Annotated in this window: 19 protein-coding genes and 1 pseudogene; 14 read left to right on the forward strand and 6 right to left on the reverse strand. The window is 70.1% G+C overall.

Annotated elements, in window-relative coordinates; genetic code table 11:
• The first annotated feature begins 168 nt into the window (after positions 1 to 168).
• Together guaB and ACVN90_RS03740 are read left to right on the forward strand one after the other, a co-directional pair.
• On the forward strand, positions 169 to 1,671 hold the full coding sequence (gene guaB, locus ACVN90_RS03735) for an IMP dehydrogenase (protein WP_475100831.1): 1,503 nt from the start codon (positions 169 to 171) through the stop codon (positions 1,669 to 1,671).
• A gap of 263 nt (positions 1,672 to 1,934) precedes the next feature.
• A complete protein-coding gene (locus ACVN90_RS03740) occupies positions 1,935 to 2,804 on the forward strand; it encodes an endonuclease domain-containing protein (protein ID WP_475100832.1) in 870 nt (289 codons plus the stop codon).
• Between the two features lie 230 nt (positions 2,805 to 3,034).
• On the opposite strand, the gene ACVN90_RS03745 is transcribed toward ACVN90_RS03740, so the two are convergent.
• Positions 3,035 to 4,195 (reverse strand): FAD-dependent oxidoreductase, encoded by a 1,161-nt coding sequence (locus ACVN90_RS03745; RefSeq protein WP_475100833.1) that lies wholly within the window; start codon positions 4,193 to 4,195, stop codon positions 3,035 to 3,037.
• Between the two features lie 84 nt (positions 4,196 to 4,279).
• On the opposite strand from ACVN90_RS03745, the gene ACVN90_RS03750 reads away from it, so the two are divergent.
• The gene (locus tag ACVN90_RS03750; protein ID WP_475100834.1) at positions 4,280 to 4,903 is read left to right on the forward strand and encodes a TMEM175 family protein; all 624 of its coding nucleotides are present in this window, start codon (positions 4,280 to 4,282) and stop codon (positions 4,901 to 4,903) included.
• 56 nt (positions 4,904 to 4,959) lie between these two features.
• Here the strand turns inward: ACVN90_RS03750 and ACVN90_RS03755 are convergent, their stop codons facing one another.
• Complete coding sequence (locus ACVN90_RS03755) at positions 4,960 to 6,444, reverse strand: MFS transporter (protein ID WP_475100835.1); 1,485 nt, start codon at positions 6,442 to 6,444, stop codon at positions 4,960 to 4,962.
• Between the two features lie 95 nt (positions 6,445 to 6,539).
• Between ACVN90_RS03755 and ACVN90_RS03760 the strand changes: the two genes are divergently transcribed.
• The 9 genes and pseudogenes from ACVN90_RS03760 to ACVN90_RS03800 form a co-directional block, all read left to right on the forward strand.
• Positions 6,540 to 7,220, forward strand: coding sequence for a TetR/AcrR family transcriptional regulator (locus tag ACVN90_RS03760; protein WP_475100836.1), 681 nt, complete (start codon positions 6,540 to 6,542; stop codon positions 7,218 to 7,220).
• A gap of 182 nt (positions 7,221 to 7,402) precedes the next feature.
• Positions 7,403 to 7,687 carry a DUF2277 domain-containing protein gene (locus tag ACVN90_RS03765; protein ID WP_116194361.1) on the forward strand — a complete coding sequence of 95 codons (285 nt, stop codon included), beginning with the start codon at positions 7,403 to 7,405 and terminating at the stop codon, positions 7,685 to 7,687.
• Between the two features lie 78 nt (positions 7,688 to 7,765).
• Positions 7,766 to 9,454: an ABC-F family ATP-binding cassette domain-containing protein gene (locus ACVN90_RS03770; protein ID WP_475100837.1), complete on the forward strand. Its 1,689-nt coding sequence runs from the start codon at positions 7,766 to 7,768 to the stop codon at positions 9,452 to 9,454.
• Between the two features lie 47 nt (positions 9,455 to 9,501).
• Complete coding sequence (locus ACVN90_RS03775) at positions 9,502 to 10,620, forward strand: GuaB3 family IMP dehydrogenase-related protein (RefSeq protein ID WP_056371118.1); 1,119 nt, start codon at positions 9,502 to 9,504, stop codon at positions 10,618 to 10,620.
• Between the two features lie 80 nt (positions 10,621 to 10,700).
• Positions 10,701 to 11,507, forward strand: coding sequence for an SURF1 family protein (locus ACVN90_RS03780; RefSeq protein WP_475102054.1), 807 nt, complete (start codon positions 10,701 to 10,703; stop codon positions 11,505 to 11,507).
• Positions 11,508 to 11,547: 40 nt separating this feature from the next.
• On the forward strand, positions 11,548 to 12,048 hold the full coding sequence (locus ACVN90_RS03785) for a DUF3817 domain-containing protein (protein WP_475100838.1): 501 nt from the start codon (positions 11,548 to 11,550) through the stop codon (positions 12,046 to 12,048).
• Positions 12,045 to 13,628: a glutamine-hydrolyzing GMP synthase gene (gene guaA, locus ACVN90_RS03790; RefSeq protein ID WP_475100839.1), complete on the forward strand. Its 1,584-nt coding sequence runs from the start codon at positions 12,045 to 12,047 to the stop codon at positions 13,626 to 13,628. Before ACVN90_RS03785 ends, guaA begins: the two co-directional genes overlap by 4 nt.
• Positions 13,629 to 13,704: 76 nt before the next feature.
• On the forward strand, positions 13,705 to 15,111 hold the full coding sequence (locus ACVN90_RS03795; protein WP_475100840.1) for a glycosyltransferase: 1,407 nt from the start codon (positions 13,705 to 13,707) through the stop codon (positions 15,109 to 15,111).
• A 152-nt stretch (positions 15,112 to 15,263) separates the two neighbouring features.
• Positions 15,264 to 15,410 (forward strand): annotated as a pseudogene (locus tag ACVN90_RS03800) (ATP-dependent Clp protease proteolytic subunit); the annotation flags it as partial.
• Here the strand turns inward: ACVN90_RS03800 and ligD are convergent.
• Both ligD and ACVN90_RS03810 read right to left on the reverse strand, forming a co-directional pair.
• Positions 15,359 to 16,606: a non-homologous end-joining DNA ligase gene (ligD, locus tag ACVN90_RS03805; RefSeq protein WP_475100841.1), complete on the reverse strand. Its 1,248-nt coding sequence runs from the start codon at positions 16,604 to 16,606 to the stop codon at positions 15,359 to 15,361. The pseudogene ACVN90_RS03800 and the gene ligD sit on opposite strands and share 52 nt — an antisense overlap.
• A 53-nt stretch (positions 16,607 to 16,659) precedes the next feature.
• Positions 16,660 to 16,998, reverse strand: a complete 339-nt coding sequence (locus ACVN90_RS03810) for a helix-turn-helix domain-containing protein (protein ID WP_475100842.1) — start codon at positions 16,996 to 16,998, stop codon at positions 16,660 to 16,662.
• A gap of 283 nt (positions 16,999 to 17,281) precedes the next feature.
• Here ACVN90_RS03810 and ACVN90_RS03815 point away from each other — a divergent pair, with 283 nt between their 5' ends.
• A complete protein-coding gene (locus ACVN90_RS03815; protein WP_475100843.1) occupies positions 17,282 to 20,341 on the forward strand; it encodes a S8 family peptidase in 3,060 nt (1,019 codons plus the stop codon).
• Between the two features lie 106 nt (positions 20,342 to 20,447).
• Here ACVN90_RS03815 and ACVN90_RS03820 read toward each other — a convergent pair whose 3' ends face one another.
• Complete coding sequence (locus ACVN90_RS03820; RefSeq protein ID WP_475100844.1) at positions 20,448 to 20,864, reverse strand: hypothetical protein; 417 nt, start codon at positions 20,862 to 20,864, stop codon at positions 20,448 to 20,450.
• 98 nt (positions 20,865 to 20,962) lie between these two features.
• On the reverse strand, positions 20,963 to 21,886 hold the full coding sequence (locus ACVN90_RS03825; RefSeq protein WP_475100845.1) for a Bax inhibitor-1/YccA family protein: 924 nt from the start codon (positions 21,884 to 21,886) through the stop codon (positions 20,963 to 20,965).
• A 166-nt stretch (positions 21,887 to 22,052) separates the two neighbouring features.
• On the opposite strand from ACVN90_RS03825, the gene ACVN90_RS03830 reads away from it, so the two are divergent.
• Positions 22,053 to 23,063: a glycerophosphodiester phosphodiesterase family protein gene (locus ACVN90_RS03830; RefSeq protein ID WP_475100846.1), complete on the forward strand. Its 1,011-nt coding sequence runs from the start codon at positions 22,053 to 22,055 to the stop codon at positions 23,061 to 23,063.
• Positions 23,064 to 23,119 lie beyond the last annotated feature (56 nt).

Genomic DNA, 23,119 nt, shown 5'->3' on the forward strand with positions numbered 1-23,119 from the left:
TGGATACGTGACCCGATCGCAACGAGGGTGGGACCGCGTCTCAGGAGGCGGCATTCAGGAATCATTTCCAGGTTCGCCGACTTAGAATCGAGTACGGAGCGTCACGAGCGCACCGGCCGCCGCCGTCCAACCCCCGAGAGCACGCGCGCGCCCGCGCGAGGAGACCCCATGGAGCACAACGACCCCTTCGGCTTCGTCGGACTGACCTACGACGATGTGCTGCTGCTGCCCGGCCACACCGACGTGATCCCCAGCGAAGCCGACACCTCGTCCCGGGTGACGCGACGCATCACCGTCGCGACCCCGCTCATCTCGAGCGCGATGGACACGGTGACGGAGTCGCGCATGGCGATCGCGATCGCCCGCGAAGGCGGTCTCGGGATCATCCACCGCAACCTCGCGATCGAGGACCAGGCGTCGATGGTCGACCGCGTGAAGCGGAGCGAGTCGGGCATGATCACCGACCCGATCACGACCACCCCCGACGCGACGATCGAAGAGGTCGACTCGCTCTGCGCGCAGTACCGCATCTCGGGCCTTCCGGTCGTCGACGACGAGAACCACCTCGTGGGCATCGTCACGAACCGCGACATGCGCTTCGTCTCGGGCTTCGAGCGCCAGACCACCAAGGTGCGCGACGTCATGACGACCGACGGCCTCGTCACCGGGCGCGTGGGCATCAGCGCCGGCGAGGTCATCGCCCTCTTCGCGCAGCATCGCGTCGAGAAGCTCCCGCTCATCGACGAGCACGGCAAGCTCGCCGGCCTCATCACCATCAAGGACTTCGACAAGAGCGAGAAATACCCCCTCGCCACGAAGGACGAGCAGGGCCGCCTTCGCGTCGGCGCCGCCATCGGCTTCTTCGGCGACGCCTGGCAGCGCGCCGAGGCGCTGCGCGACGCCGGTGTCGACGTCATCGTCGTCGACACCGCCAACGGCCAGTCGCAGGGCGTCATCGACATCGTCCGCCGCATCAAGGCCGACGCGAGCTTCGACCACATCGACGTCATCGGCGGCAACGTGGCCACGCGCGAGGGCGCGCAGGCGCTCATCGACGCGGGCGTCGACGCCGTCAAGGTCGGCGTCGGCCCGGGCTCGATCTGCACCACCCGCGTGGTCGCCGGCGTCGGCGTGCCCCAGGTGACCGCTGTGTACGAGGCCTACCTGGCCGCGCGCGAAGCCGACATCCCGGTGATCGCCGACGGCGGCCTGCAGTACTCGGGCGACATCGCCAAGGCGCTGGTCGCGGGCGCCGACACGGTCATGCTCGGCTCGCTGCTCGCCGGCACCGACGAGTCGCCCGGCGAGATCGTCTTCCAGGGCGGCAAGCAGTTCAAGCAGTACCGCGGCATGGGCTCGCTGGGCGCGATGCAGACCCGCGGCAAGAAGACGTCGTACTCGAAGGACCGCTACTTCCAGGCCGACGTCCCGACCGACGACAAGCTCATCCCCGAGGGCATCGAGGGCCAGGTCGCCTACCGCGGCCCCGTCTCGGCGGTCGCCTACCAGCTCGTCGGCGGCCTGCGCCAGTCGATGTTCTACGTCGGCGCCCGCACGATCGAAGAGCTCAAGACCAAGGGCAAGTTCGTCCGCATCACCGCCGCCGGCCTCAAGGAATCGCACCCCCACGACGTGCAGATCGTCGTCGAGGCCCCCAACTACAAGAAGTAACCCCTTTCGGACACGGATGCTGCGGCCCGGCGCACTGCGCCTGGCCGCAGCATCCTTTTTCCGCACTTCTCGGCGGCTCCACGCGCAGACTTCGCAGATTCGCGCGATCTTCGCGGGGTTGGCGGGATCACCTGCGAGATCCGCGTGATTCTGCGAAGTCTGTGAACGGATGCCGCGTCCTCCACAGGGCGGGGAGGAACCGGCTTTTCCCCATCCACCTCGAAACGGGCGCTCGCATCGCAGGGGATGGCCAGACTCGCGGCGTGGGAGTGATCCGGAAGACGACAGAGCAGCTGGGGGATTGGCTATCGGCGCAGGGAGGCATCGCGCACCGCGACGATGCGCTGCGGGCTGGATTCGCCATCGCGGTCATCCGTGCATTCGTCCGTGAGGGCCACGCCGAACTCATCCGTCGTGTGTGGCTGTGCACACCGCAGGCCCCGGACGAGCTCCGTACCGCCGCCCGTGCAGGTGGCCGGGTGTCCTGCATCTCGCTCGCGCGGCGACGGAAATGGTGGATGCCGGAGGGTATCGGGTCGGAGCTGCACCTCCACATGCTCCCCGGGTCGGGCCCGACGCGGCTCGATGAGACGTGGTCCGGTGTGACGCACTGGACCAAACCGGTGGTTCCCGCTGCACGCTCACTCCTGGGGGCGGTGGAAGATGCTCTCCTCCACATCGCGCTGTGCGTCGACCGCGACACCGCGCTCGTGCTGTGGGAATCCGCCGCCCGCGTCGAGAAGCTCGCACCCGAGACCCTGCGCGCGATCGAGTGGCGCTCGGGCGTGGCACGCGACCTCGCGGACGCGGTCACGGGTCTCTCCGACTCGGGACTGGAGACCCTCGTGGTGATTCCGCTCCGGCGACTGGGCCTTCGTGTCCGGCAGCAGGTGGTCCTCGCCGGGCGCCCCGTCGACATGCTCGTCGGCGATCGCCTGGTCGTCCAGATCGACGGGTACGAGTTCCACTCCTCGAGCGCGCAGCGCACCAGCGACATCGCGCACGACGCCGAGCTCAGGCTGCGTGGGTACACCGTCTTGCGAGTCAGCTACTCGCAGGTCGTCCATGACTGGACGAGCGTGGAGCGCACCATCCGGCGTGCCGTCGCTGCCGGCCTTCACCGCGCCGCGTGAGAGGGCGGCGACTCTCAGACGTCGCAGAATCGCGCGAACTTCGTAGGATCCGGCGACAACCCTGCGAGGTTCGTGCGACTCTGCGAAGTCTGTCACTGGATGGTGGGCCGACGCTTCGGTGGCCAGTCGGGGTGCACCTACACAGCCTTCGCAGAATCGCGCCGAGTTCGCAGCATCCGTCCACAATCCCGCGAGGTTCGCGCGACCCTGCGAAGTCTGTGAGCTGGAGGTCAGGGGAGGCGGAAGGGCTCCGCCGCGCGGGCGCCGTCGTCGGTCGCGAGGTCGGCGAGGACTGAGCCGACGGCGGGGGTGAACTTGAAGCCGTGGCCGGAGAAGCCGGCGCCGACGACGATGCGGCCGCGGCGGTCGAGGATGAAGTCCTGCGAGTCCGTCGACGTGTAGGTGCAGCTGATCGGCGCGGCCGAGTCGGGGTCGAGGCCGGGGAACCACTCGGCCACGTAACCCCGCAGCTGCGCGGCCTGGGCGGGCACCGGGCGGAACGTGCGCGCGTCGGGGTCGACGACCGGACCGACGAGATGGAAGCCCACCTTCACCCCCTCGCCCGGCGTCGGCATGCCGTAGACGTTCGCGGGATACCGCTCGGGCGGCAGGAGGTGGTTGAACGACGGCCACACCGGGTCGGCGGAGATCGGCGCGAAATGCGCGGGGCTCTCCTCGGTCACGGTCAGCCGGGGGAGGGGAAAGGACGGGGGAAGGATGCTGCGGCTCCAGGCTCCCGAGGTCACGACGACGGACTCGGCCACGATGTCGAGGCGCTCGCCGTCGGCGTCGATCGCGAGCGCGACGCCGTCGTCCCGCTCGTCGAGCGAGACCACGCGGTGCCCGAAGCGGACGTCGGCTCCGTAGCCGCGCGCCCCGCGCTCGAGCGCCTCGAGCGCTGCGGCGGCGCGCACCACTCCCGCGTCGGGCGTAAACAGCACGTCGCCGGCGAAACGCATGCCGCTCCAGCGCCGTGCCGCCTCGGCCGGGGCGAGCACCTCGGCACGCTCGCCCCGGCCGACGAGGGCGTCGTGCACCTGGGCGACGACCGCGTCGTCGCCGTGGGTCAGCAGGCCGTGCAGCCGCAGCAGCGGTTCGCCGGTCGAGCGCGAGAGCTGGTCCCATTCGACGCGGGCGAGGGTGAGCAGGTCGAGGTAGTGCGCCGCCGCGTAAGCGTTGTTGAAGTTGCGGGTCGCGCCGTGCGAAGCGCCGCGGGTGTGGCCCCGTTCGAACCGCTCGAGCGCGACCACGCGGTGGCCGCGGCGCGCGAGCTGCCACGTCGTCGCGAGGCCCATGGCGCCGGCGCCGACGACGACGTACGGAACATGCTCGGTCACGGGGCCTCCCAGGTCTCGGATGCCGAGGGGCGCAGCATCCGTCTCCGTGTCCATCCAATCGCACCGCGCGCCGCTGCCGAGGGGGCGGTGACGGAGTGTGACGGGCGCTGCGGCGGACGGTGTCGCTACTCTGGCGCCATGATCAGGCAGCGGCGGCACCCTCTGGCGACACAGCGGACCACGCGTCTCGAGGCGTTCACCGACGGCGTCTTCGCGATCGCGGCGACGCTGCTCGTGCTCGATCTCACGCAGCATTCGCTCGGCAAGGTCGACTCCGACGCCGAGATGTGGGCGGCGATCGGCGGCATGTACGAGCTGTTCCTGAACTTCGGGTTGAGCTTCGTGCTGCTGTGCCTGATGTGGATGGTGCACGTCCAGCAGTTCGAGCACCTGGCCCGGGTCGACGCGACGACGGTGTGGCTGAACAACGCGCGGCTGCTGTTCATCGTGCTCGTGCCGTTCGCGACGAACCTGACGACCGAGTACTCCGAGTGGCTCGCGGGCCGGCTCGCCATGCCGGTGACGTTCTTCCTCGCGATCCTGTTCAGCTGGCTGCAGTGGGGATGGGCGGTGCGGCAGCGCGACGTCCTGATGCCCGACATGAGCGGACCGGATGCTGTGGCCTACGGCCGCGGCTCGCTCAGCGCCCTCCTCATTTCGGCGGCGGTGGTGGCGCTGGCGCCGTGGATCGGCTCGGCGGCCTTCCTGCTGTTCTTCCTCGACGGGCTGCTCACCCGCGCCCTCCGCGGGAAGGGCGACTGATCCCGGCCTCTCGGCTCCCCGCCTTCCCACGGGGCAAGGAAGGAACGGGGACGGGGTCAGGTCACGGGCACGACCTCGCGCGCGGGCTCGGCGGGCTCGGCGGGCTCGGCGGCCTCGGCCTCGGACGAGCCCGGGGCGGCAGCATCCGTCCCCTTCCCGGAGGGGAGCCACAGCGCCACGATCGTCGCGGCGAACAGCACTGCCGCACCGGTGAACACCGCGGGGCGGGCGGCGTCGACGTACAGGTCGGGGAGGAGCTCGCCGCCGGCGCTGACGAAGATCGCGGTCATCACGGCGGTGCCGAGGGCGACGCCCAGCTCGCGAACGGTGGAGTTCACGCCCGACGCCTTGGCGTGGTCGATGAGGCCGAGGGTCGCCAGCAGCGCCGTCGCGGACGGGGCGAAGACGAGCGCCATGCCGACGCCGGCCATGATGAACGGCGCGATCAGGGTCGGGTAGTCGAGGTCGGTCGACATGACGGCGGCGATCCACGTGAGCGCGACGCCCTGCAGGGCGAGGCCGAGCACGAGCAGGATGCGGGTGCCGACACGCGGGGCGAGGATGCCGGCGATCGGGGCGACGATCATGGGCGCGAGCGTCCACGGGGTGGTCTGCAGGGCGGCCTCGAACGGCGTCGAGCCCTGCACGACCTGCAGGTACTGGATGAGGATGAACACCGCGCCGAACGTGCCGAAGCTGAACGCGAACCCGACGATGTTGGTGATCGAGAACGAGCGGTCGCGGAAGAGGCGCAACGGCATGAGGGGTGCGGTCGCCCGCGTCTGCCACCACAGGAACGCCACGATGAGCAGAGTCCCGAGCACGATCTCGGCGATGACCCCGATCGAGTCCCAGCCGTCGTCGTTGCCGCGGACGATCGCGTGGACCAGGGCGAGCACGCCCGCCGCCGCGAGCAGCGCGCCGGGAACATCGATGCGCGCGCGGGCGCCGAAGTCGTTGTTCAGCACGACGAGCGCGAGCGGGATCGCGATGATCGCGACAGGCACGTTGATCCAGAAGATCGCCTGCCAGTCCCAGCCCTCCATGATCGCCCCGCCGACGAGCGGGCCGACCGCGACGCCGAGGCCTGAGACGCCGCCCCAGATGCCGATCGCGAGCGCGCGTCTGGCCGGGGCGACCGCGCCACTGAGTAGGGCCAGCGACAGCGGCATGACGCCCGCTGCGCCGAGGCCCTGCACCGCGCGGGCGGCGATGAGCTGACCCGGATCCGCGCTGAGCGCGGCGAGCACCGAGCCCACGCCGAACACGGCGATGCCGATCGCGAAGAGCGTGCGGCGGCCGAACCGGTCGCCGAGCGCCGAGGCGATGAGGATCGCGCCGGCGAAGGCCAGCGTGTAGGCGTTCACGAACCACTGCAGCTCTTCGACGCTCGCGCCCATCTCGCGGTGCAGCACCGGGAGCGCGTTCGTCATGACGAGGTTGTCGAGCGTGGCCATGAACATCGGGAGGGATGCTGCGGCCAGCACGAGCGCGAAGGGGCGCGTGCGGCGCGGGGCCGCTGTCAGGGTGGTGTCGGTCATGGGAAGCTACGTTGTAATTCGATGATTACTTGCTGGACCACAATGTAGTAATCGACTGATTACAAAGTCAAGTCATTCGCTGATAACCTTTCGACATGACATCTCCGGGACTCAACGGCAGCGGCAGCGGCGCCGTCGCCATGGACGAGGCGCCCGAAACGGGCAAACGCCTGTCGTCCGAAGAGCGGCGGCGCCAGATCCTGGTGGCCGCGCTCGCCGTGTTCGGCGCCCGCGGCTACGAAGGCGCGACGACCGACGAGGTGGCCCGGGCGGCCGGCGTCAGCCAGCCGTACGTCGTGCGGCTGTTCGGCTCGAAGGAGAACCTCTTCCTCGCGGCGCTCGACGACGCCCTGGCGCGCATGCTCGCGGGCTTCCGCGCCGCGCTCGCCGACGACACCCCCCACGACCCCGACATCACGCCCGAGAAGGCCGCCGCCAAGCGCATCGGGCAGGCCTACGTCGACCTCATCGAGGTGCGGGGCCTCCACCAGACGCTCGCACACGCGTACCTCCTGGGCAGCCACCCCGCGATCGGCGCCGCCGCGCGCCAGGGATTCGCGAAGGTGTGGCGGTTCTTCCGCGACGAGATGGGCCTCGACGCCGACGAGTCGCGCGCGTTCATGGCCGAGGGAATGCTCATCTCGACGATGATCGGCCTGCGCATCGTCGACGATTACGGCTCCGACCCGCAGATCACCGAGCTCTTCCGCTCGTGCTTCCCCACCGAGCTGCCCCACGTGCTCGAGGTGCTCCCGCGCGGCACCGACCGCTGGTAACCGGCTCCGTTGCGGATGACGGATGCCGCGGGCGGCAGCATCCGTTCACATCACGTGTTCTCACCGAGTGCATGCGTCGTTCGCGCGCACAACGGGTCGCCTCGGTGACAGCACGCGATGTGAACGAGGGGACGGATGCTGCGCCCTGGTCCGCGTCGGGGGCGCGGCGTAGGGTCGGGGGCATGTGCCGGAACATCCACACGCTCCACAACTTCGAGCCCGCCGCCTCGTCCGAAGAGGTTCACGCCGCCGCGCTCCAGTACGTGCGCAAGATCGCGGGCACGACCAAGCCGTCGAAGGCGAACCAGGAGGCCTTCGACCACGCCGTGCACGAGATCGCGCACATCACGCAACACCTGCTCGACGACCTCGTCGCCGTGGCACCGCCGAAGAACCGCGAGGTCGAGGCGGCCAAGGCGCGCGAGCGCGCGATCAAGTCCGGCCGCTACGCCGCCCCCGCCGCCTGACGGCACCCGCCCGGTGGGGTAGTCTGGTCGGCTCCCTGAACGGCGGCGGATGCCGCACCGGAGCAGACAGGGAACACCGTGGGGTACATCGACATCGCCGCCGTCTCGTATGCGCTGCCGGACGGCCGGCCCCTGCTCGACGAGGTCTCGTTCCGTGTGGGCGAGGGGTCGACGACGGCGCTCATCGGTCAGAACGGCGCCGGCAAGACCACGCTGCTGCGGATCATCCGGGGTGAGACGCCCGCGCTCTCGGGCGTCGTCTCGATCGACGGCGGGCTCGGCGTCATGGACCAGTTCGTCGGCCACGGCGAAGCCGGGCAGACCGTCCACGACCTCCTCATCGCCGTCGCGCCCGATCGCGTGCGCCGCGCCGCACGCGAGCTCGAGGACTCCGAGGCGGCGATCATCGAGCACGACGACCTCGACACGCAGATGCGGTACGCCGGCGCGCTCGCCGACTACGCCGAGGCCGGGAGCTACGAGTACGAGACCGTCTGGGACACGTGCACGACGACGGCGCTCGGCATCCCGTTCGCTCGTGCCCGGTTCCGCGAGCTCACGACGCTGTCGGGCGGCGAGCAGAAGCGGCTCGCGCTCGAGGCGCTGCTGCGCGGGCCCGACCAGGTGCTGCTGCTCGACGAGCCCGACAACTACCTCGACGTGCCCGGCAAGCGCTGGCTCGAGGAGCGCCTGCGCGAGACGAGCAAGACGGTGCTGCTCGTGTCGCACGACCGTGAGCTGCTGGCCCGGGCGGCCGACCGCATCGTCACGCTCGAGGCCGGGGGCGCGGGCAGCACCGCGTGGGTGCACGGCGGCGGTTTCGGCACGTATCACCGCGCACGGGAGGATCGGATGCTGCGCCTCGACGAGCTGCGCCGCCGCTGGGACGAGCAGCACGTCAAGCTCAAGGAGCTCGTGGCGACCCTCAAAGTGAAGGCGACCGCGAACGACACGTTCACCTCGCGGTACCGCGCCGCGCAGACGCGGTTGCGCAAGTTCGAGGAGGCGGGTCCGCCGCAGGACCGCCCGAAGGAGCAGGACCTCGACGTGCGGCTGCGCGGCGCACGCACCGGGCGCCGCGCGGTCGTGGCGGAGAATCTCGAGCTCACCGGGCTCATGAAGCCGTTCGACCTCGAGGTGTGGTTCGGCGACCGGGTCGCGGTGCTCGGCTCGAACGGCTCGGGCAAGTCGCACTTCTTGCGCCTGCTCGCCCGTGGCGGCACCGACCCGGACGGCCGGCTCGGGCACGTGACCACGACCGGCGCGGGGCTCGATCCCGTGGCGCACACCGGTCGCGGGATCCTCGGAGCGCGCGTCGTGCCCGGCTGGTTCGCGCAGACCCACCGCCACCCCGAGTTCGACGGCAAGACGCTGCTCGACATCCTCCATCGCGGTGAGGACGCCCGCGCAGGTCTACCCCGCGAGGCGGCGTCGAGCGCCCTCGACCGCTACGGGCTCGTCGCGCAGGCCGAGCAGACGTTCGACAGCCTGTCGGGCGGCCAGCAGGCGCGGTTCCAGATCCTGCTGCTCGAGCTCTCCGGCGCGACGCTGCTGCTCCTCGACGAGCCGACCGACAACCTGGATCTCGTCTCGGCCGAGGCGCTGCAGGACGCCCTCGCGCGCTTCGAGGGCACTGTGCTCGCGGTGACGCACGACCGCTGGCTCGCGAAGTCCTTCGACCGCTTCCTCGTCTTCGGCTCCGACGGCCAGGTGTTCGAGTCCACCGAGCCCGTCTGGGACGAGTCCCGTGTCGCCCGCACACGCTGACGCTTTCGAGTCGTGAGAACCCCGGAAGGTAGGGTGGACGCGTGAGCATGGACATCGAACTCGGCCGGGCCAAGCGGGCGCGTCGCGCCTACACGTTCGACGACATCGCGGTGGTGCCGTCGCGGCGCACGCGCAACCCGGAGGACGTCTCGACCACGTGGACGATCGACGCCTTCAGCTTCGACATCCCGGTGCTGGGCGCTCCGATGGACTCCGTCGTGAGCCCGCGCACCGCGATCATGCTGGGCCAGCTCGGCGGCCTCGGCGTCCTCGACCTCGAGGGCCTCTGGACCCGCTACGACGACCCCGAGCCGCTGCTCGCCGAGATCGCCGGCCTCGAGAAGGCCGCCGCAACCCGCCGCATGCAGGAGCTCTACGCCGAGCCCATCAAGCCCGAACTCGTGCGCGATCGTCTCGCCGAGATCCGCGCCGGGGGAGTCACGGTCGCCGGATCCCTCACCCCGCAGCGCACCCAGGAGCTTTACGAGACCGTCGTCGCCGCCGGCGTCGACCTCTTCGTGATCCGCGGCACCACGGTCTCTGCCGAGCACGTCTCGAGTGTCGACCAGCCGCTGAACCTCAAGAAGTTCATCTACGACCTCGACGTCCCCGTCATCGTCGGCGGGGCCTCGACGTACACCGCGGCCCTGCACCTCATGCGCACGGGTGCCGCCGGCGTGCTCGTCGGCTTCGGCGGGGGAGCGGCGTCCACGACGCGCGCCACCCTGGGCCTGCACGCCCCGATGGCGACCGCGGTCGCCGATGTCGCCGGCGCGCGCCGTGACTACCTCGACGAGTCGGGCGGGCGCTACGTGCACGTCATCGCCGATGGCGGCGTGGGCACGTCGGGCGACATCGTCAAGGCGATCGCGATGGGCGCCGACGCCGTCATGCTCGGCGTCGCGCTGGCGCGGGCGACGGATGCTCCGGGCCGGGGCTTCCACTGGGGACCCGAGGCGCACCACGCCAAGCTGCCGCGAGGGCGTCGTGTGAAGGTCGACCAGGTCGCGTCGCTCGAGGAGATCCTCTACGGGCCCGCGCCGGTCGCCGACGGCACCGCGAACCTCATCGGTGCCCTCCGCAAGTCGATGGCCACGACCGGGTACTCCGACCTCAAGGAGTTCCAGCGGGTCGAGGTCGTCGTCGCGCCGTACGCCGCGGGATGACGGATGCCATGACCGACCCGGAGCCGCCGGGAGCGGCCGACCTCGCGCCCGAGGCGTTCCCGCCCACCCTGCGCGAGGTGATGCTGCGCCCGCGATGGATCGGGATGCTGCTGCTCTGCCTCGTCGTCGCGGGAGTGTTCGCGTGGCTCGGGCAGTGGCAGCTGGGTCGTGCGGTGCAGACGAATCCGGTGCCGCCGGGGGCGACCGAAGAAGTGCAGCCCCTTGCGGACGTCGCCCTGCCGGGCGAGTACCTCCCGGAGCCGCTCGTGGGCCAGCGCGTCGAGACGCGCGGTACCTGGGTCCCCGAGGACTTCATCGTCGTCCACTCGCGGTTCAACGACGGCGCCGAAGGCTACTGGGTGACCGGGCAGCTGCGCATCGACCCCGAGGTGAGCGCCACGGTCGGACCCACGTCGGTCGCGGTGGCGCTCGGATGGGCCGCCACAGAGGAGGACGCGCGCACTGCCATCGCGCAGCTCGAGGACGAGGCATCCGCCGATGAAACCGTCGAGGTGACCGGACGCTTGATCTCCGACGAGGGGCCGGTGGTTCCGCCGCGCGGTGAAGACCCGCAGACGCTGACCCGCATGTCGCCGGCTGCTCTGCTCGGACAATGGCACGACGTCGACGCCCTGTTCGTCTACCGCCCGTACATCGCTTCGATCGACGCCTTCGCCGGCCTCGACGCGATCTCGTCGCCGGCGCCCGTCGCGGGTTCCGGGATCAACTGGCTCAACATCTTCTACGCCGTCGAGTGGGCAGTGTTCGCCGGCTTCGCCTTCTACCTCTGGTACCGCCTCGCGAAGGACGCGTGGGAGAAGGAGGTCGAGGACTTCGAGGACGACCGCCGCGAGCCGGGAGGCGATCCCGAGCCCGCGACATCCTGAGCGGGAAACGCCCCGGAACCCCGCGGGTAGACTGGGGGTCATGCCCCGCGCCCCGAAGCTCGCTTCCTTTCCGGCGATCCGCGGAGCCCTGAAGTTCTACCAGATCTGCTCGATCATCACGGGCACGATGCTGCTGCTGCTCGTCGCCGAGATGATCATCAAGTACGCGATCGGCTACGAGCTGTTCCTCGGTAGTTCCGGTGGGTTCCTGTGGTTCGCCCCCGTCGTCGAGACGGCCTCCGGCCTCGAGTCGACCGGCGACGGATTCAACCTGTCGCTCGGCATCCTCGTCGCGCACGGCTGGTTCTACGTCGTCTACCTGATCTCCTGCTTCCGCGTGTGGAGCCTCATGCGCTGGAACCTCCTGCGCCTGGGCATGCTCGCCGCAGGCGGCATCGTGCCCCTCCTGTCGTTCTTCATGGAGGCGCGCGTCGGCCGCGACGTCAAGACCTACCTGGCCGAGCGTGAGGCAGCCGAGCTGCACTCCCAGGCCGGGCACTCGACCCTCACCCACGCGATCCCCACGGAGAACCAGCGTTGACCGCACAGACCGAGACCTCTCAGCGTCCTGTCCTCGTCGTCGATTTCGGTGCACAGTACGCGCAGCTGATCGCCCGCCGCGTGCGCGAAGCCGGCGTCTACAGCGAGATCGTGCCGCACACCGCGACCGCTGCCGACATCGCGGCGAAGAACCCGGTGGGCATCATCCTGTCGGGCGGCCCCTCGTCGGTCTATGAAGAGGGCGCCCCCGCGCTCGATACCGGCGTCTTCGACCTCGGCGTGCCGACGCTCGGCATCTGCTACGGCTTCCAGGTCATGGCGCAGGCGCTGGGCGGCGAGGTCGCCAACACCGGACTCCGCGAGTATGGAGCGACGGATGCTGCGGTCACGGGTGGCGGCGGAGTTCTGCTGGGCGGTCAGCCGGCCGAGCAGAACGTGTGGATGAGCCACGGAGACCAGGTCTCGAAGGCACCGGACGGCTTCGACGTCCTCGCGTCGACGAGGGCCACCCCGGTTGCCGCTTTCGGCAATGACGAGCGCCGGTTCTACGGCGTGCAGTGGCACCCCGAGGTCAAGCACTCCGATCATGGCCAGCAGGTCATCGAGAACTTCCTCCACAAGGCGGCGGGTCTTCCGGCCGACTGGAACAGTGGCAATGTCATCGCCGAGCAGGTCGCCAAAATCCAGGCGCAGGTCGGCTCGGGCCGCGTGATCTGCGGCCTGTCGGGCGGAGTCGACTCCGCGGTCGCTGCGGCGCTCGTGCACAAGGCCGTCGGCGACCAGCTCGTCTGCATCTTCGTCGACCACGGCCTCCTCCGGAAGGACGAGCGCGAGCAGGTCGAGCAGGACTACGTCGCCTCGACCGGTGTGCGCCTGGTCACGGTCGACGCGCGCGAGCAGTTCCTGAACGCGCTCGCCGGCGTCAGCGACCCCGAGCAGAAGCGCAAGATCATCGGCCGCGAGTTCATCCGCACGTTCGAGCAGGCCGAGGCCGCGCTCGTCGCGGAGGCCGAGGCCGACGGCGAGCCCATCCGCTTCCTCGTGCAGGGCACGCTCTACCCCGACGTCGTCGAGTCGGGCGGCGGCACCGGCACCGCGAACATCAAGTCGCACCACAACGTGGGCGGCCTTCCCGATGACCTGCAGTTCGAGCTCGTCGAGCCGCTGCGCACCCTGTTCAAGGACGAGGTGCGTGCGATCGGCCGCGAGCTCGGGCTTCCGGAGGTGATCGTCGGCCGCCAGCCGTTTCCGGGCCCCGGCCTCGGCATCCGGATCGTGGGTGAGGTCACCGCTGACCGCCTCGAGATTCTGCGCGATGCCGACGCCATCGCCCGCGAAGAACTGACCCGCGCCGGCCTCGACGGCGAGATCTGGCAGTGCCCGGTCGTACTGCTCGCTGACGTGCGCTCGGTGGGCGTGCAGGGCGACGGCCGCACCTACGGCCACCCGATCGTGCTGCGTCCCGTCTCGAGCGAAGACGCGATGACCGCCGACTGGACGCGCCTGCCCTACGACGTGCTCTCGAAGATCTCGAACCGCATCACCAACGAGGTGCGCGAGGTGAATCGGGTCGTGCTCGACGTCACATCGAAGCCCCCGGGGACCATCGAGTGGGAGTGAGCATGTGTGCGCCTCGGACTTCGGTCCGGGGCGCCGCTGTTTCTTCCGGTCGTGCGCTCGTGGCAGCGGAGGCGTGGTGAGGAAAGATGGACGGGTGACGGATGCTGCGGACTCACTGCCCGACGCCGACTACGTGTTGCTGGGCAGCCGCGTCGCACTGGGACTCGACGGCGGGTTCGCCGTCGCCGTGCCCGCACGGCTACGCCTGCTCGAGTCGTCAGGGGCTCGTGAGCCGCTCCTGCTGAGCGTCGACGGGCAGTCTCCCGACGCGCACGCGACGCAGCGGCAGGCATTCGTCGAGGGGCGCCACGTGCCCGACGCGTCGCGCGTGCGCAATCTCTTCGACGACCTCCTGGATCGCGGTGACTGGCTCGAGCTCGTCGGCGAGCCCGGGGGTCGCACGCCCGGTGTCACCTATCGGACGATCACGGATGCCGCTTCCCGCCCCATCGTCTCGCTTCCCGTGTTCGAGAACGACCCCGAGTGGCACCTGCGCGATGCGGCGGTCGTCGTTCATGCGAAGGCCGGCGATCGGGCACTCCGAGGCTTCCGTGGCCTTTACATCGCGTGGTTGGAGACGATCGCCGATGAGCGTCGACGGGCCGCCGACGATCCCGACCGGCTGTTCGTGGTGGTGTGCGAATCGCGGCAGATCGGCGAGGCGCTCGTGGGATGGGGTGATCCTCGGGTGAGGCTCGTGCACACCGTTCACAACTCGCATCTGCCCACGCCCTATGACGATCCCGGCGCCCCCGTCACGGGGCTGTGGGAGCGCTGGCTTCGGACCCTCGACGCGTACGACGCGGTGCTGTGGCCGACGGCCGCGCAGCGGGACGAGGTGGCCGCCCGGTTCGGCGACCCCGGCACGTTCCACGTCGTGCCGAACACGATCGACCTCGGCACAGAACCGCAGGATGCGGCACCCCGTGATCCGCACCGTGTCGTGATGCTCAACCGCCTCGCCCCGCAGAAGCGCGTGGACCTCGCGATCCGCGCCTGGCAGCGCGTGGCCGAGGCTGTGCCCGCGGCGCGGCTCGACGTGTACGGTGACGGGCCACTCCGCGACGAGCTGCAGGAGCTGATCGACGAGCTCGGGGTGGCGGCATCCGTCACTCTCCACGGGGCCACCGCCGATCGCGACGCGATCTTCGACCGTGCCGCGCTGTTCGTCACGTCCACTGCTTTCGAGGGCCAGGGGCTGTCGATCGCCGAGGCGCTCGCCCGCGGCCTGCCCGTGGTGTCGTTCGACGCCCGGTACGGGCCGCGCGAGGCGATCGCCGACGCGGGCATCGTCGTGCCGCCCGGCGACGTGGACGCCTTCGCCGACGCGATCATCGACCTGCTGCAGGATGACCGCCGTCGTGCTGAGCTGTCTTCGCGGGCGCGGGCGGCGGCCGCGGCATTCACGTCCGACGCCGTGCGCCCCGCGCTCGTCGCAGCGCTCCGCTCCGCCGTCGAGAGCCCCTCGCGCCGCGCCCACTGACCGCCGCGGGCATTCATGACCGTCGGACGTCCCTACCCTCACCGATGTTGAGTTGGCGTATATGCACGCGACACGCCAGCGTGTCGCGTGCATATACGCCAACTCAACGGGGCTAGGGGCGGGAGAGCAGCGGGGCAGCGACGCGCTCGACGAGCGAGGATGCGGCGAAGCTGCGCGCGGACACGGACCGCGACCGCGTCTTCACCGCCGCCGACGCGGTGGCGTACGGCCTCGCGGACGCCGTGCTCTACCGGCCGGGGGGTGACCCCGGCCAGGTCTTGCCCTCCCAGGGGTCGTAGTCGGCGAGCAGCGCTTCTTGGGGCGGGCGCTCGGCCTCGGGCACGTGCTGCAGGTTGACGCGCACGCGGTACCAGAGCGAGCTCGAGCCGCGCATCCCGTCGACGAGCACGTCGGCAGGGTGCAGCTGCTCCACGACGGTCGCATGCGTGCTTTTCCACCCCTCGAGGGCGCTGACCGCCTCGGGCTTGGTCTTGGTGCGGGCGATCTCGATGAGCGGCATCGTCGACTGGCGGCGCCCCGACCCGTCGCCGCCGCGGGGCGGCTTCTCGGGAGGGCCGAGTTCTTCCGCGAGGCGCAGGAGGCCGTCGAGCGTGCCGACGGTGTCGTCGATGCCGGCATGCGGGTCGCCGATGCCGGCGTACCGCTCGGGCACCGTGAGCACAGTGAACTCCGCCGGGCGCCGGGCGCGCACTTCGTCCCAGCCGAGCGGGGTGGACACGCGCGCGTCCGGCAGCGGACGGATCGAATACGCGGACGCCACCGTGCGGTCCTTGGCGTTCTGGTTGAAGTCGACGAACACGCTCTCGCCGCGCTCCTCCTTCCACCAGCGCGCGGTCGCGAGCCCGGGCGCACGGTTCTCGACCTCGCGAGCGAGCGTCTCGGCGGCCAGGCGCACCTGCTTGTAGTCCCAGTCCGGCGCGATGCGCACCAGGATGTGCATGCCGCGCGAGCCGCTCGTCTTGGGCCAGCCCACGAGACCGACGTCGTCGAGCACCTCGCGCGCGACGAAGGCGACGTCGACGATCTGCGACCAGTCCACACCCGGCATCGGGTCGAGGTCGATGCGCAGCTCGTCGGGGTGGTCGAGATCCTCGGCGCGGACGGGGTGCGGGTTCAGGTCGAGGCAGCCGAGGTTGACGACCCAGGCGAGGCCCGCAGCATCCCGGATCACCGCCTCCTCGGCCGACGTGCCCCGTGCGTACTGCAGGGTCGCCGTGTCGATGAAGTCGGGGTGGTTCTCGGGCACGCGCTTCTGGAAGAACGGCTCCTGATCGATGCCCTTCGGGAAGCGCTTGAGCACCATCGGGCGACCGCCCGCGCCGCGGAGGGCTCCGTCGGCGACGGCGAGGTAGTACCGCACGATGTCGAGCTTCGTGATCCCCGGTTCGGGGAACACGATCTTTTTCGGGCTCGAGATCCTCACCTCGTTCCCGCCGATGTCGAGGATCTCGGCTTCCGTCTTCGCGGGCGACACCCGGCCAGGCTAGCGACGGCCCGGGGCATCGACCAGAGGCACGACCGAGCCAGTCACGCGGCGAGGGCGTAGGCGGCGCAGCATCCGACCGCCGCCCGCTCGGTCGCGCGCGAGCGGAGGTCGTCGACGACACCCGCCGTCAGCTCGATCAGCGTCACCTCGAGCGCGCCGGCGACCGCGGCGATCATCTCGCTCGACGGCTCCTTGAGTCCCCGCTCGATCTCGGAGAGATACTGCGGCGAGACTCCGGCGCGGTCGGCCGTGTCGGCGAGTCGCTCGCCGCGTTCGTGGCGCAGGGTGCGCAGTCGCTCGCCCAGCGCATCGCGCCAGAGCGGCTCGGGCTCACGGGCAGGGCGTGGGGCCCTCGTCGGCAGCGGGATGATCTCAGCCATGCGCTCACGATAAGGCGACGGTGTCGCGGGCCGCGAGGCGTTCCGCTCACAGCAGAAGCGGCACGGCCGGGCGTTATGCATCGATTCGAGCAGTCGCCGGCCGTCTCGTTGCGTTCTCTGCTCAACCTGGGAGTTTCCTGTTGACGTTTTGGTTAATCCCCCCTAACGTCCCCCTCACGACCCTCGCTGCCCCACACACGAGAAAGCAGGCTCCCCCTTGTTCCGACGTCCCCTGGCGGTGGTAGGCGCGCTTGCGCTGGCCATCGCAACCCCTACCGCAGCGATGGCTGCGGCACCAGACGACGATCCGTCGTCGCGATTCGAGAAGTCCGACACCAAGGGCGCGGTCGGCACGACCGCACGCCCCTTGAGCGTCGGCGCCGACGGCCGGGTCACGGTCATCGTCGAGATGACGGGCGATCCCGTCGCGGTGGCCCAGGCCAAGAAGGGCAGCGACCTCACCGCCGCCGAGCGCAAGGCGATCAAGAGTTCGCTCAAGAAGAACCAGGACGCGATCGCCGGCACGATCGAGGCGAAGGACGGCCGCATCGAGGCGACCATGCAGTCGGCCTACAACGGCATCCAGCTGAACATCCCTGCGGACCAGGTCGACGCCGTGGCAGCCCTGCCCAACGTCGTGGCCGTGCACGCGGTGAAGACGTACACGCTGGACAACGCCGTGTCGGTGCCGTTCCTCGGAGTGCCCCAGGTGTGGGAGAGCACCGGATACACCGGCGAGAACATCAAGGTCGCGGTGATCGACACCGGCATCGACTACACCCACGCCAACTTCGGCGGCATCGGCACGCCCGAGGCCTACGCCGCGGCGAACGCGGCTGAGGCGCAGCCGGCCGACCCGGCGCAGTTCGGCCCGAACGCGCCGCGGATCAAGGGCGGCTGGGACTTCGTGGGCGACTCGTACAACGCCGACCCCGGAGCGGGCGACGACTACCAGCCGGTGCCGATGCCCGACGCCAACCCGCTCGACTGCAACGGCCACGGCAGCCACGTCGCCGGCACGGCCGCGGGCAGCGGTGTCACGGCCGACGGCGACACCTACGAGGGCACCTACGACGAGTCCACGGCCTCGGCCGAGTGGACGATCGGCCCGGGCGTCGCGCCGCAGGCCGACATCTACGCGCTGCGAGTCTTCGGGTGCGGCGGATCGACCGACATCGTCGTCCCGGCCATCGACTGGGCGGTCGACAACGGCATGGACGTCATCAACATGTCGCTCGGCTCGCCGTTCGGTCGCGGGGACGACCCCGACGAGGTCGCCGCGGCGAACGCGATCGGCGCCGGCGTCGTCGTCGTGAAGTCCGCGGGCAACGAGGGCCCGAGCCCGTACCTCGCCGGCAACGGCAACGGGGTGGTCTCGGTCGCCGCCGTCGACAGCACGGCGACATTCCCGGGCGCGCTGATCACGGTCGACGGGGTCCAGGTGCCCGCCATCAACGCGAACGGCGCGGTGCTGACCGGACTTCCGGCGATGACTGTCGTCCGGCTCACCGACAACCCCGCGACGCCGGACGAGAACGAGGCGCTCGGCTGCTCGGTCGCGGCGTACAACTACGCCGGAGTCACCGTCGGAGGCAACCAGCTCGCGGTCTCGACCCGCGGAGTCTGCGCGCGCGTCGCGAAGGCCATCTTCGCGCAGCAGGCGGGCGCGGCGGCAGCGGTCATGATCAACAACACGAACGACTACCCGCCGTTCGAAGGCGAGATCACCGAGAACCCCGACACCGGCGACGACTACACGGTCACCATCCCGTTCCTCGGCGTGCGGATGTCCGACGGACCGAAGCTCGTCGACGATGCCGAGGCGACCGTCGCTGCGGCCCCGCTCGAGAACCCCGGCTTCCGCGGCTACGCGTCGTTCAGCTCGAGCGGACCCCGCAGCGGTGACAGCGCCCTCGGCGTCGACGTCGCGGCGCCCGGTGTCTCGATCGTCTCGACCGGCGTCGGCACCGGCAACGGCCCGGCGACCATCTCGGGGACGTCGATGGCCGCGCCGCACGTGGCGGGTGTCGCGGCGCTCGCCGTCGAAGCCCACCCGGCCTGGTCGGCCTCGGAGGTCTCGTCGGTGCTCGTCTCGACCGCCGACCCCGACAAGGTCACCGGCCAGAATCTCGTCCGCGGCGGCGTCGGTCTGGTCGACACTGCGCAGGCCGTGTCGCAGCAGGTCACGGCGACGGGCGATTCGTTCCGGACGGACGACGGCAAGCAGCGCGAGGCGGCGCTCAGCTTCGGCTTCCAGGAGACCGCCAAGACCTTCCAGGGCAAGAAGACGGTGACGGTGACGAACTACGGCACCCAGCCTGTGACGTACAGCGTGAGCACGGAGGCATCCGCGCAGTCCGAGGTCGCGACGGTGACGGCGAGCCCGGCACAGATCACGGTGAAGCCCGGCCGCTCCGAGAAGGTCACGGTCGATCTCACCGCCCCGGCGACGGCCGTGGGCAGCTCCGGCGCCGGTGGGTTCGCGTTCTACGAGTTCTCGGGTGACGTCGTGCTCTCCTCGGCGTCCGACACCCTGCGGGTTCCGTACCTGCTCGTGCCGCGCGCCACGACCGACGTGACCGCGGCGGGAGACCTCAAGGTCACGAAGAAGAACACGCCCGTCGACGGCGAGGTGGCGGTCATGCTGAAGAACAACCGAGGCGCCTTCGCCGGCGCGGCGGACTTCTACACGTGGGGACTAGAAGACAAGAAGGACGCGCCGAAGTCGTTCACCGACACCGGCTACGACCTGCGGGCCGCCGGCGTGCAGTCGTTCCCCTGGGACGACGCCGGCGATCAGCTGCTCGTCTTCGCGGTCAACACCCACAACCGGTGGTCGAACGCGGCGGCGAACGAGTTCGACGTCGTCATCGACACGAACGGCGACGGCGAGCCTGATTGGATCGTATTCTCGGCCGACGGCGGGCTGATCACGGCGGGCAGCGCCAGCGGCATCTCGCAGGTGTTCGAGTACGAGATCGCGACGGGCGAGGTCTTCGCCTCCGGGTTCAACGCTTCGGCGCCCACCGACAGCAGCACGATCCTGCTTCCGGTGATCGCGAGCGACCTCGGCATCACATCGGGTGCGTTCAGCTACACGGTGCAGAGCTTCTCGTCGGTCAACGACGGAGAGGACGCGATCGACGGCATGGCGAGCTACGACCCGTGGACGCCTGCGCTCACCAACGGCCAGTTCGCGTCGATCGAGGTGGGCGCCAAGGTCGACGTGCCTGTCACGGTCGACGGCACCGCGTTCGCCGCGCAGAAGCCGCTGGGCGTGATGGTCGTCGTGCAGGACAACGCCGCGGGCAAGGACGAGGCGATCCTCGTCAAGGCCAAGTAACCGCGCACGAAACGAGGTGGCGCTCCGTCGGACGGCGGGGCGCCACCTCGCGTTGCGCAGACGCGGGATGGATGCTGCCGCCCGGCGCCGCAGCATCCGTTCGATGTCAACGGGTGCAGAGCTTGGGGGAATCCGTCGTGCCGAACCGGTAGTCGTAGGTCTCGCCTTCGACCGTGACGACGATCCGCATGCCGTCGACGAGGGCCTGCGTGTAGGAGACTCCCGGCGACGGGCACCCCAGGGCGCCGTTGTTCCAGGTGACGGCTTCGGCGGAGACGAGCTCCGGCGCCCCGGAGACGCCCCTCTCGGCGAGGTCGGCGATGATGGCGTCCCACCGCGCGGGAGGCACGGCGACCGGTTCGCCGGTGGGGGCGATCGGGCCACGCGGCGTCGTCTCGAAGGGCGTGCGGGTCGGTGTCGGCTCCGGTTGCGTGGGTTCGGTCATGGCTCCTCCGGAACACGCGGCGAGGCACAGCGCCAGCACGACGATCGCGCCGGCGGCGTACGGATGACGTCGAGCCATGCCACTCCTCGAATCGGCTTCAGCCTAAGCGTCCCGCGCGCAGAACAGAACGGCCGCCCGGAGAACCGGGCGGCCGTTCGGAAGCGAAGCGCTGGGCGTCAGTTGTTGCCGCGCGCGATCGCGAGGATGCGGAGGATCTCGAGGTACAGCCAGACGACCGTCACCATGATGCCGAACGCGCCGAGCCAGCCGAACTGACGGGGAGCGCCGTTGCGCACGCCCTGCTGGATCTGGTCGAAGTCGAGCACCAGCGAGTAGGCCGCCATGATGACGACGAAGACGCCGATGAGCACACCCCACGGGATGCCGAACAGCGGGCTCTGCTCGCTCAGCATGCCGAACGCGCCACCGGCGATCGGGACGTTGAAGAGCATCAGGAAGATGTTCACCAGCGAGAACACCAGGTAGCCGATCATCGCGATCATGAAGACCTTGGTCGCGCGCTTCGAGGCGCGGATCTTGCCGCTGGCGAACAGGGCGAGGGTCACGCCGACGACCGCGAAGGTGGCAAGCGTCGCCTGCACGACGATGCCCGGCCACAGGAACTCGAAGAAGGCCGAGATCGCGCCGACGAAGAGGCCCTCGAAGGCGGCGTAGCCGAAGATGAGCGCCGGGCGGATCTTCTTGCGCGACGTGAAGATCACGACGAGCGAGAGCACGAAGCCGCCGAGCGCACCGATCATCCAGGGGAGGATCGACGGGTTCGGGTTGACGGCGCTGACGCCCGCCATCGTCCACACCCAGCCGACGGCCGCGGTGACGAGGAGGACCGCGAACAGGCCGACGGTCTTCCAGATGGTGTCTTCGTACGACATGCGGCCGGTCTCGACGGCACCTGCGGACGGTGCCGCGTACATGCCTTCGAGCTGCGCCTGGGCCGCAGCATCCGTCCCGGCACGCTGCGCCGTCTGGAACTGCGACTGCCCGCCCAGGTTCGCCGCCTGCGAACCGCCCGGGTAGGTCTGAACGGCCTTCGGGTCCTGGAAGGCCGGGTTGTTGAACGCGGGGTTGTTGAGGGCCACTGCTCTCACACTCCAATGTCAAGGGAATCCCAGCACGATGCTGTTGATCAACACTATCCGACCGGCCGTGACCGGGCACGGGTTCGTGCTGTGAGCTGACTATGAACGGATGCTGCGACCCCTGGTCGCAGAGCCCGCCAAGGGCGCCCGTGGTTACGCTGAAGCGATGCCCCGTCGACATCCCCTCGTGATCGGACACCGCGGTGCCCCCGGCTACCGGCCCGAGCACTCGCGCTCGTCGTACGCCCTCGCCTTCGAGATGGGCGTCGATGCCGTCGAACCCGACGTGGTCGTGTCGAAGGACGGCGTGCTCGTGGTGCGGCACGAGAACGAGATCTCGGGGACCACGGACGTCGCCGATCGCCCGGAGTTCGCCGATCGGCACGCGACGAAGTACGTGGACGGCGTCGAGCTCAGCGGCTGGTTCACGGAGGACTTCACGTGGGACGAGCTGGCGACGCTGCACTGCCGCGAGCGGATCTCGGACGTGCGTCCGACGAGCGCGAGCTTCGACGGCGAGCAGCACGTGCTGCGGCTGCGCGACGTGCTCGACGCTGCGCGGGAGGCTTCACTCGAGTTCGGCCGCGAGATCGGCGTCGTGCTCGAGATCAAGCACGCGACCTACTTCGCCTCTATCGGGTGGGATGTCGCGGAGCTCGTCGACACCGAGCTGCGCGACGCGGGGTGGGCCGACGGAGAGCTGCCGCTGACCATCGAGTCGTTCGAGTCGACAGTGCTGTTCGCGCTGCAGGAACGCGGCATCCGTGGCTCTTATGTGTACCTGCTCGAAGACGCGGGGCGCCCGTTCGACCTGTTCAGCGCCCACGGGAAGGCCTCGCTGACGTACCGGCAGACGGCAGCGCCGGCGGGGCTCGATGCGCTCGTCGGGCGGGTCGACGGGATCAGCGTCGACAAGCGCACGATCCTGCGCCCCGACCGGCTCGGGCGCACGGCGGGCCCCTCTCGCGTCGTCGCCGACGCACACGAGCGCGGCCTGCGCGTCTTCACCTGGACCTGTCGGCCCGAGAACAGGTTTCTGATCGGGCAATTCCGTGGACGAGGTGGCCCGGCGGCGTTCGGCGACTGGGAGTCCGAGTGGGCGGTGATCCGGGACTCCGGCGTCGACGGCGTCTTCGTCGACCACCCCGACCTCGGGGTCGGGTTCTTCCGCGCCTGAGCCCGCGGCGGAGGCTTCGGGTGTGTCTTGACACTCCCCGTCTCATCAACGCGCGG

The sequence above is a fragment of the Microbacterium sp. F01 genome (assembly GCF_056156365.1).

Bases quoted from the DNA above. Each gene is read 5' to 3' on its own strand.
- ACVN90_RS03810 (WP_475100842.1), bottom strand. From the start codon at position 16,998: ATGGCTGAGATCATCCCGCTGCCGACGAGGGCCCCACGCCCTGCCCGT.
- ACVN90_RS03820 (WP_475100844.1), bottom strand. From the start codon at position 20,864: ATGGCTCGACGTCATCCGTACGCCGCCGGCGCGATCGTCGTGCTGGCG.
- ACVN90_RS03815 (WP_475100843.1), top strand. From the start codon at position 17,282: ATGGCTGCGGCACCAGACGACGATCCGTCGTCGCGATTCGAGAAGTCC.
- ACVN90_RS03760 (WP_475100836.1), top strand. From the start codon at position 6,540: ATGACATCTCCGGGACTCAACGGCAGCGGCAGCGGCGCCGTCGCCATG.
- ACVN90_RS03830 (WP_475100846.1), top strand. From the start codon at position 22,053: ATGCCCCGTCGACATCCCCTCGTGATCGGACACCGCGGTGCCCCCGGC.
- ACVN90_RS03750 (WP_475100834.1), top strand. From the start codon at position 4,280: ATGATCAGGCAGCGGCGGCACCCTCTGGCGACACAGCGGACCACGCGT.
- ACVN90_RS03755 (WP_475100835.1), bottom strand. From the start codon at position 6,444: ATGACCGACACCACCCTGACAGCGGCCCCGCGCCGCACGCGCCCCTTC.
- ACVN90_RS03745 (WP_475100833.1), bottom strand. From the start codon at position 4,195: ATGGACACGGAGACGGATGCTGCGCCCCTCGGCATCCGAGACCTGGGA.
- ACVN90_RS03775 (WP_056371118.1), top strand. From the start codon at position 9,502: ATGGACATCGAACTCGGCCGGGCCAAGCGGGCGCGTCGCGCCTACACG.
- ACVN90_RS03780 (WP_475102054.1), top strand. From the start codon at position 10,701: ATGCTGCGCCCGCGATGGATCGGGATGCTGCTGCTCTGCCTCGTCGTC.
- ACVN90_RS03785 (WP_475100838.1), top strand. From the start codon at position 11,548: ATGCCCCGCGCCCCGAAGCTCGCTTCCTTTCCGGCGATCCGCGGAGCC.
- ACVN90_RS03765 (WP_116194361.1), top strand. From the start codon at position 7,403: ATGTGCCGGAACATCCACACGCTCCACAACTTCGAGCCCGCCGCCTCG.
- guaB (WP_475100831.1), top strand. From the start codon at position 169: ATGGAGCACAACGACCCCTTCGGCTTCGTCGGACTGACCTACGACGAT.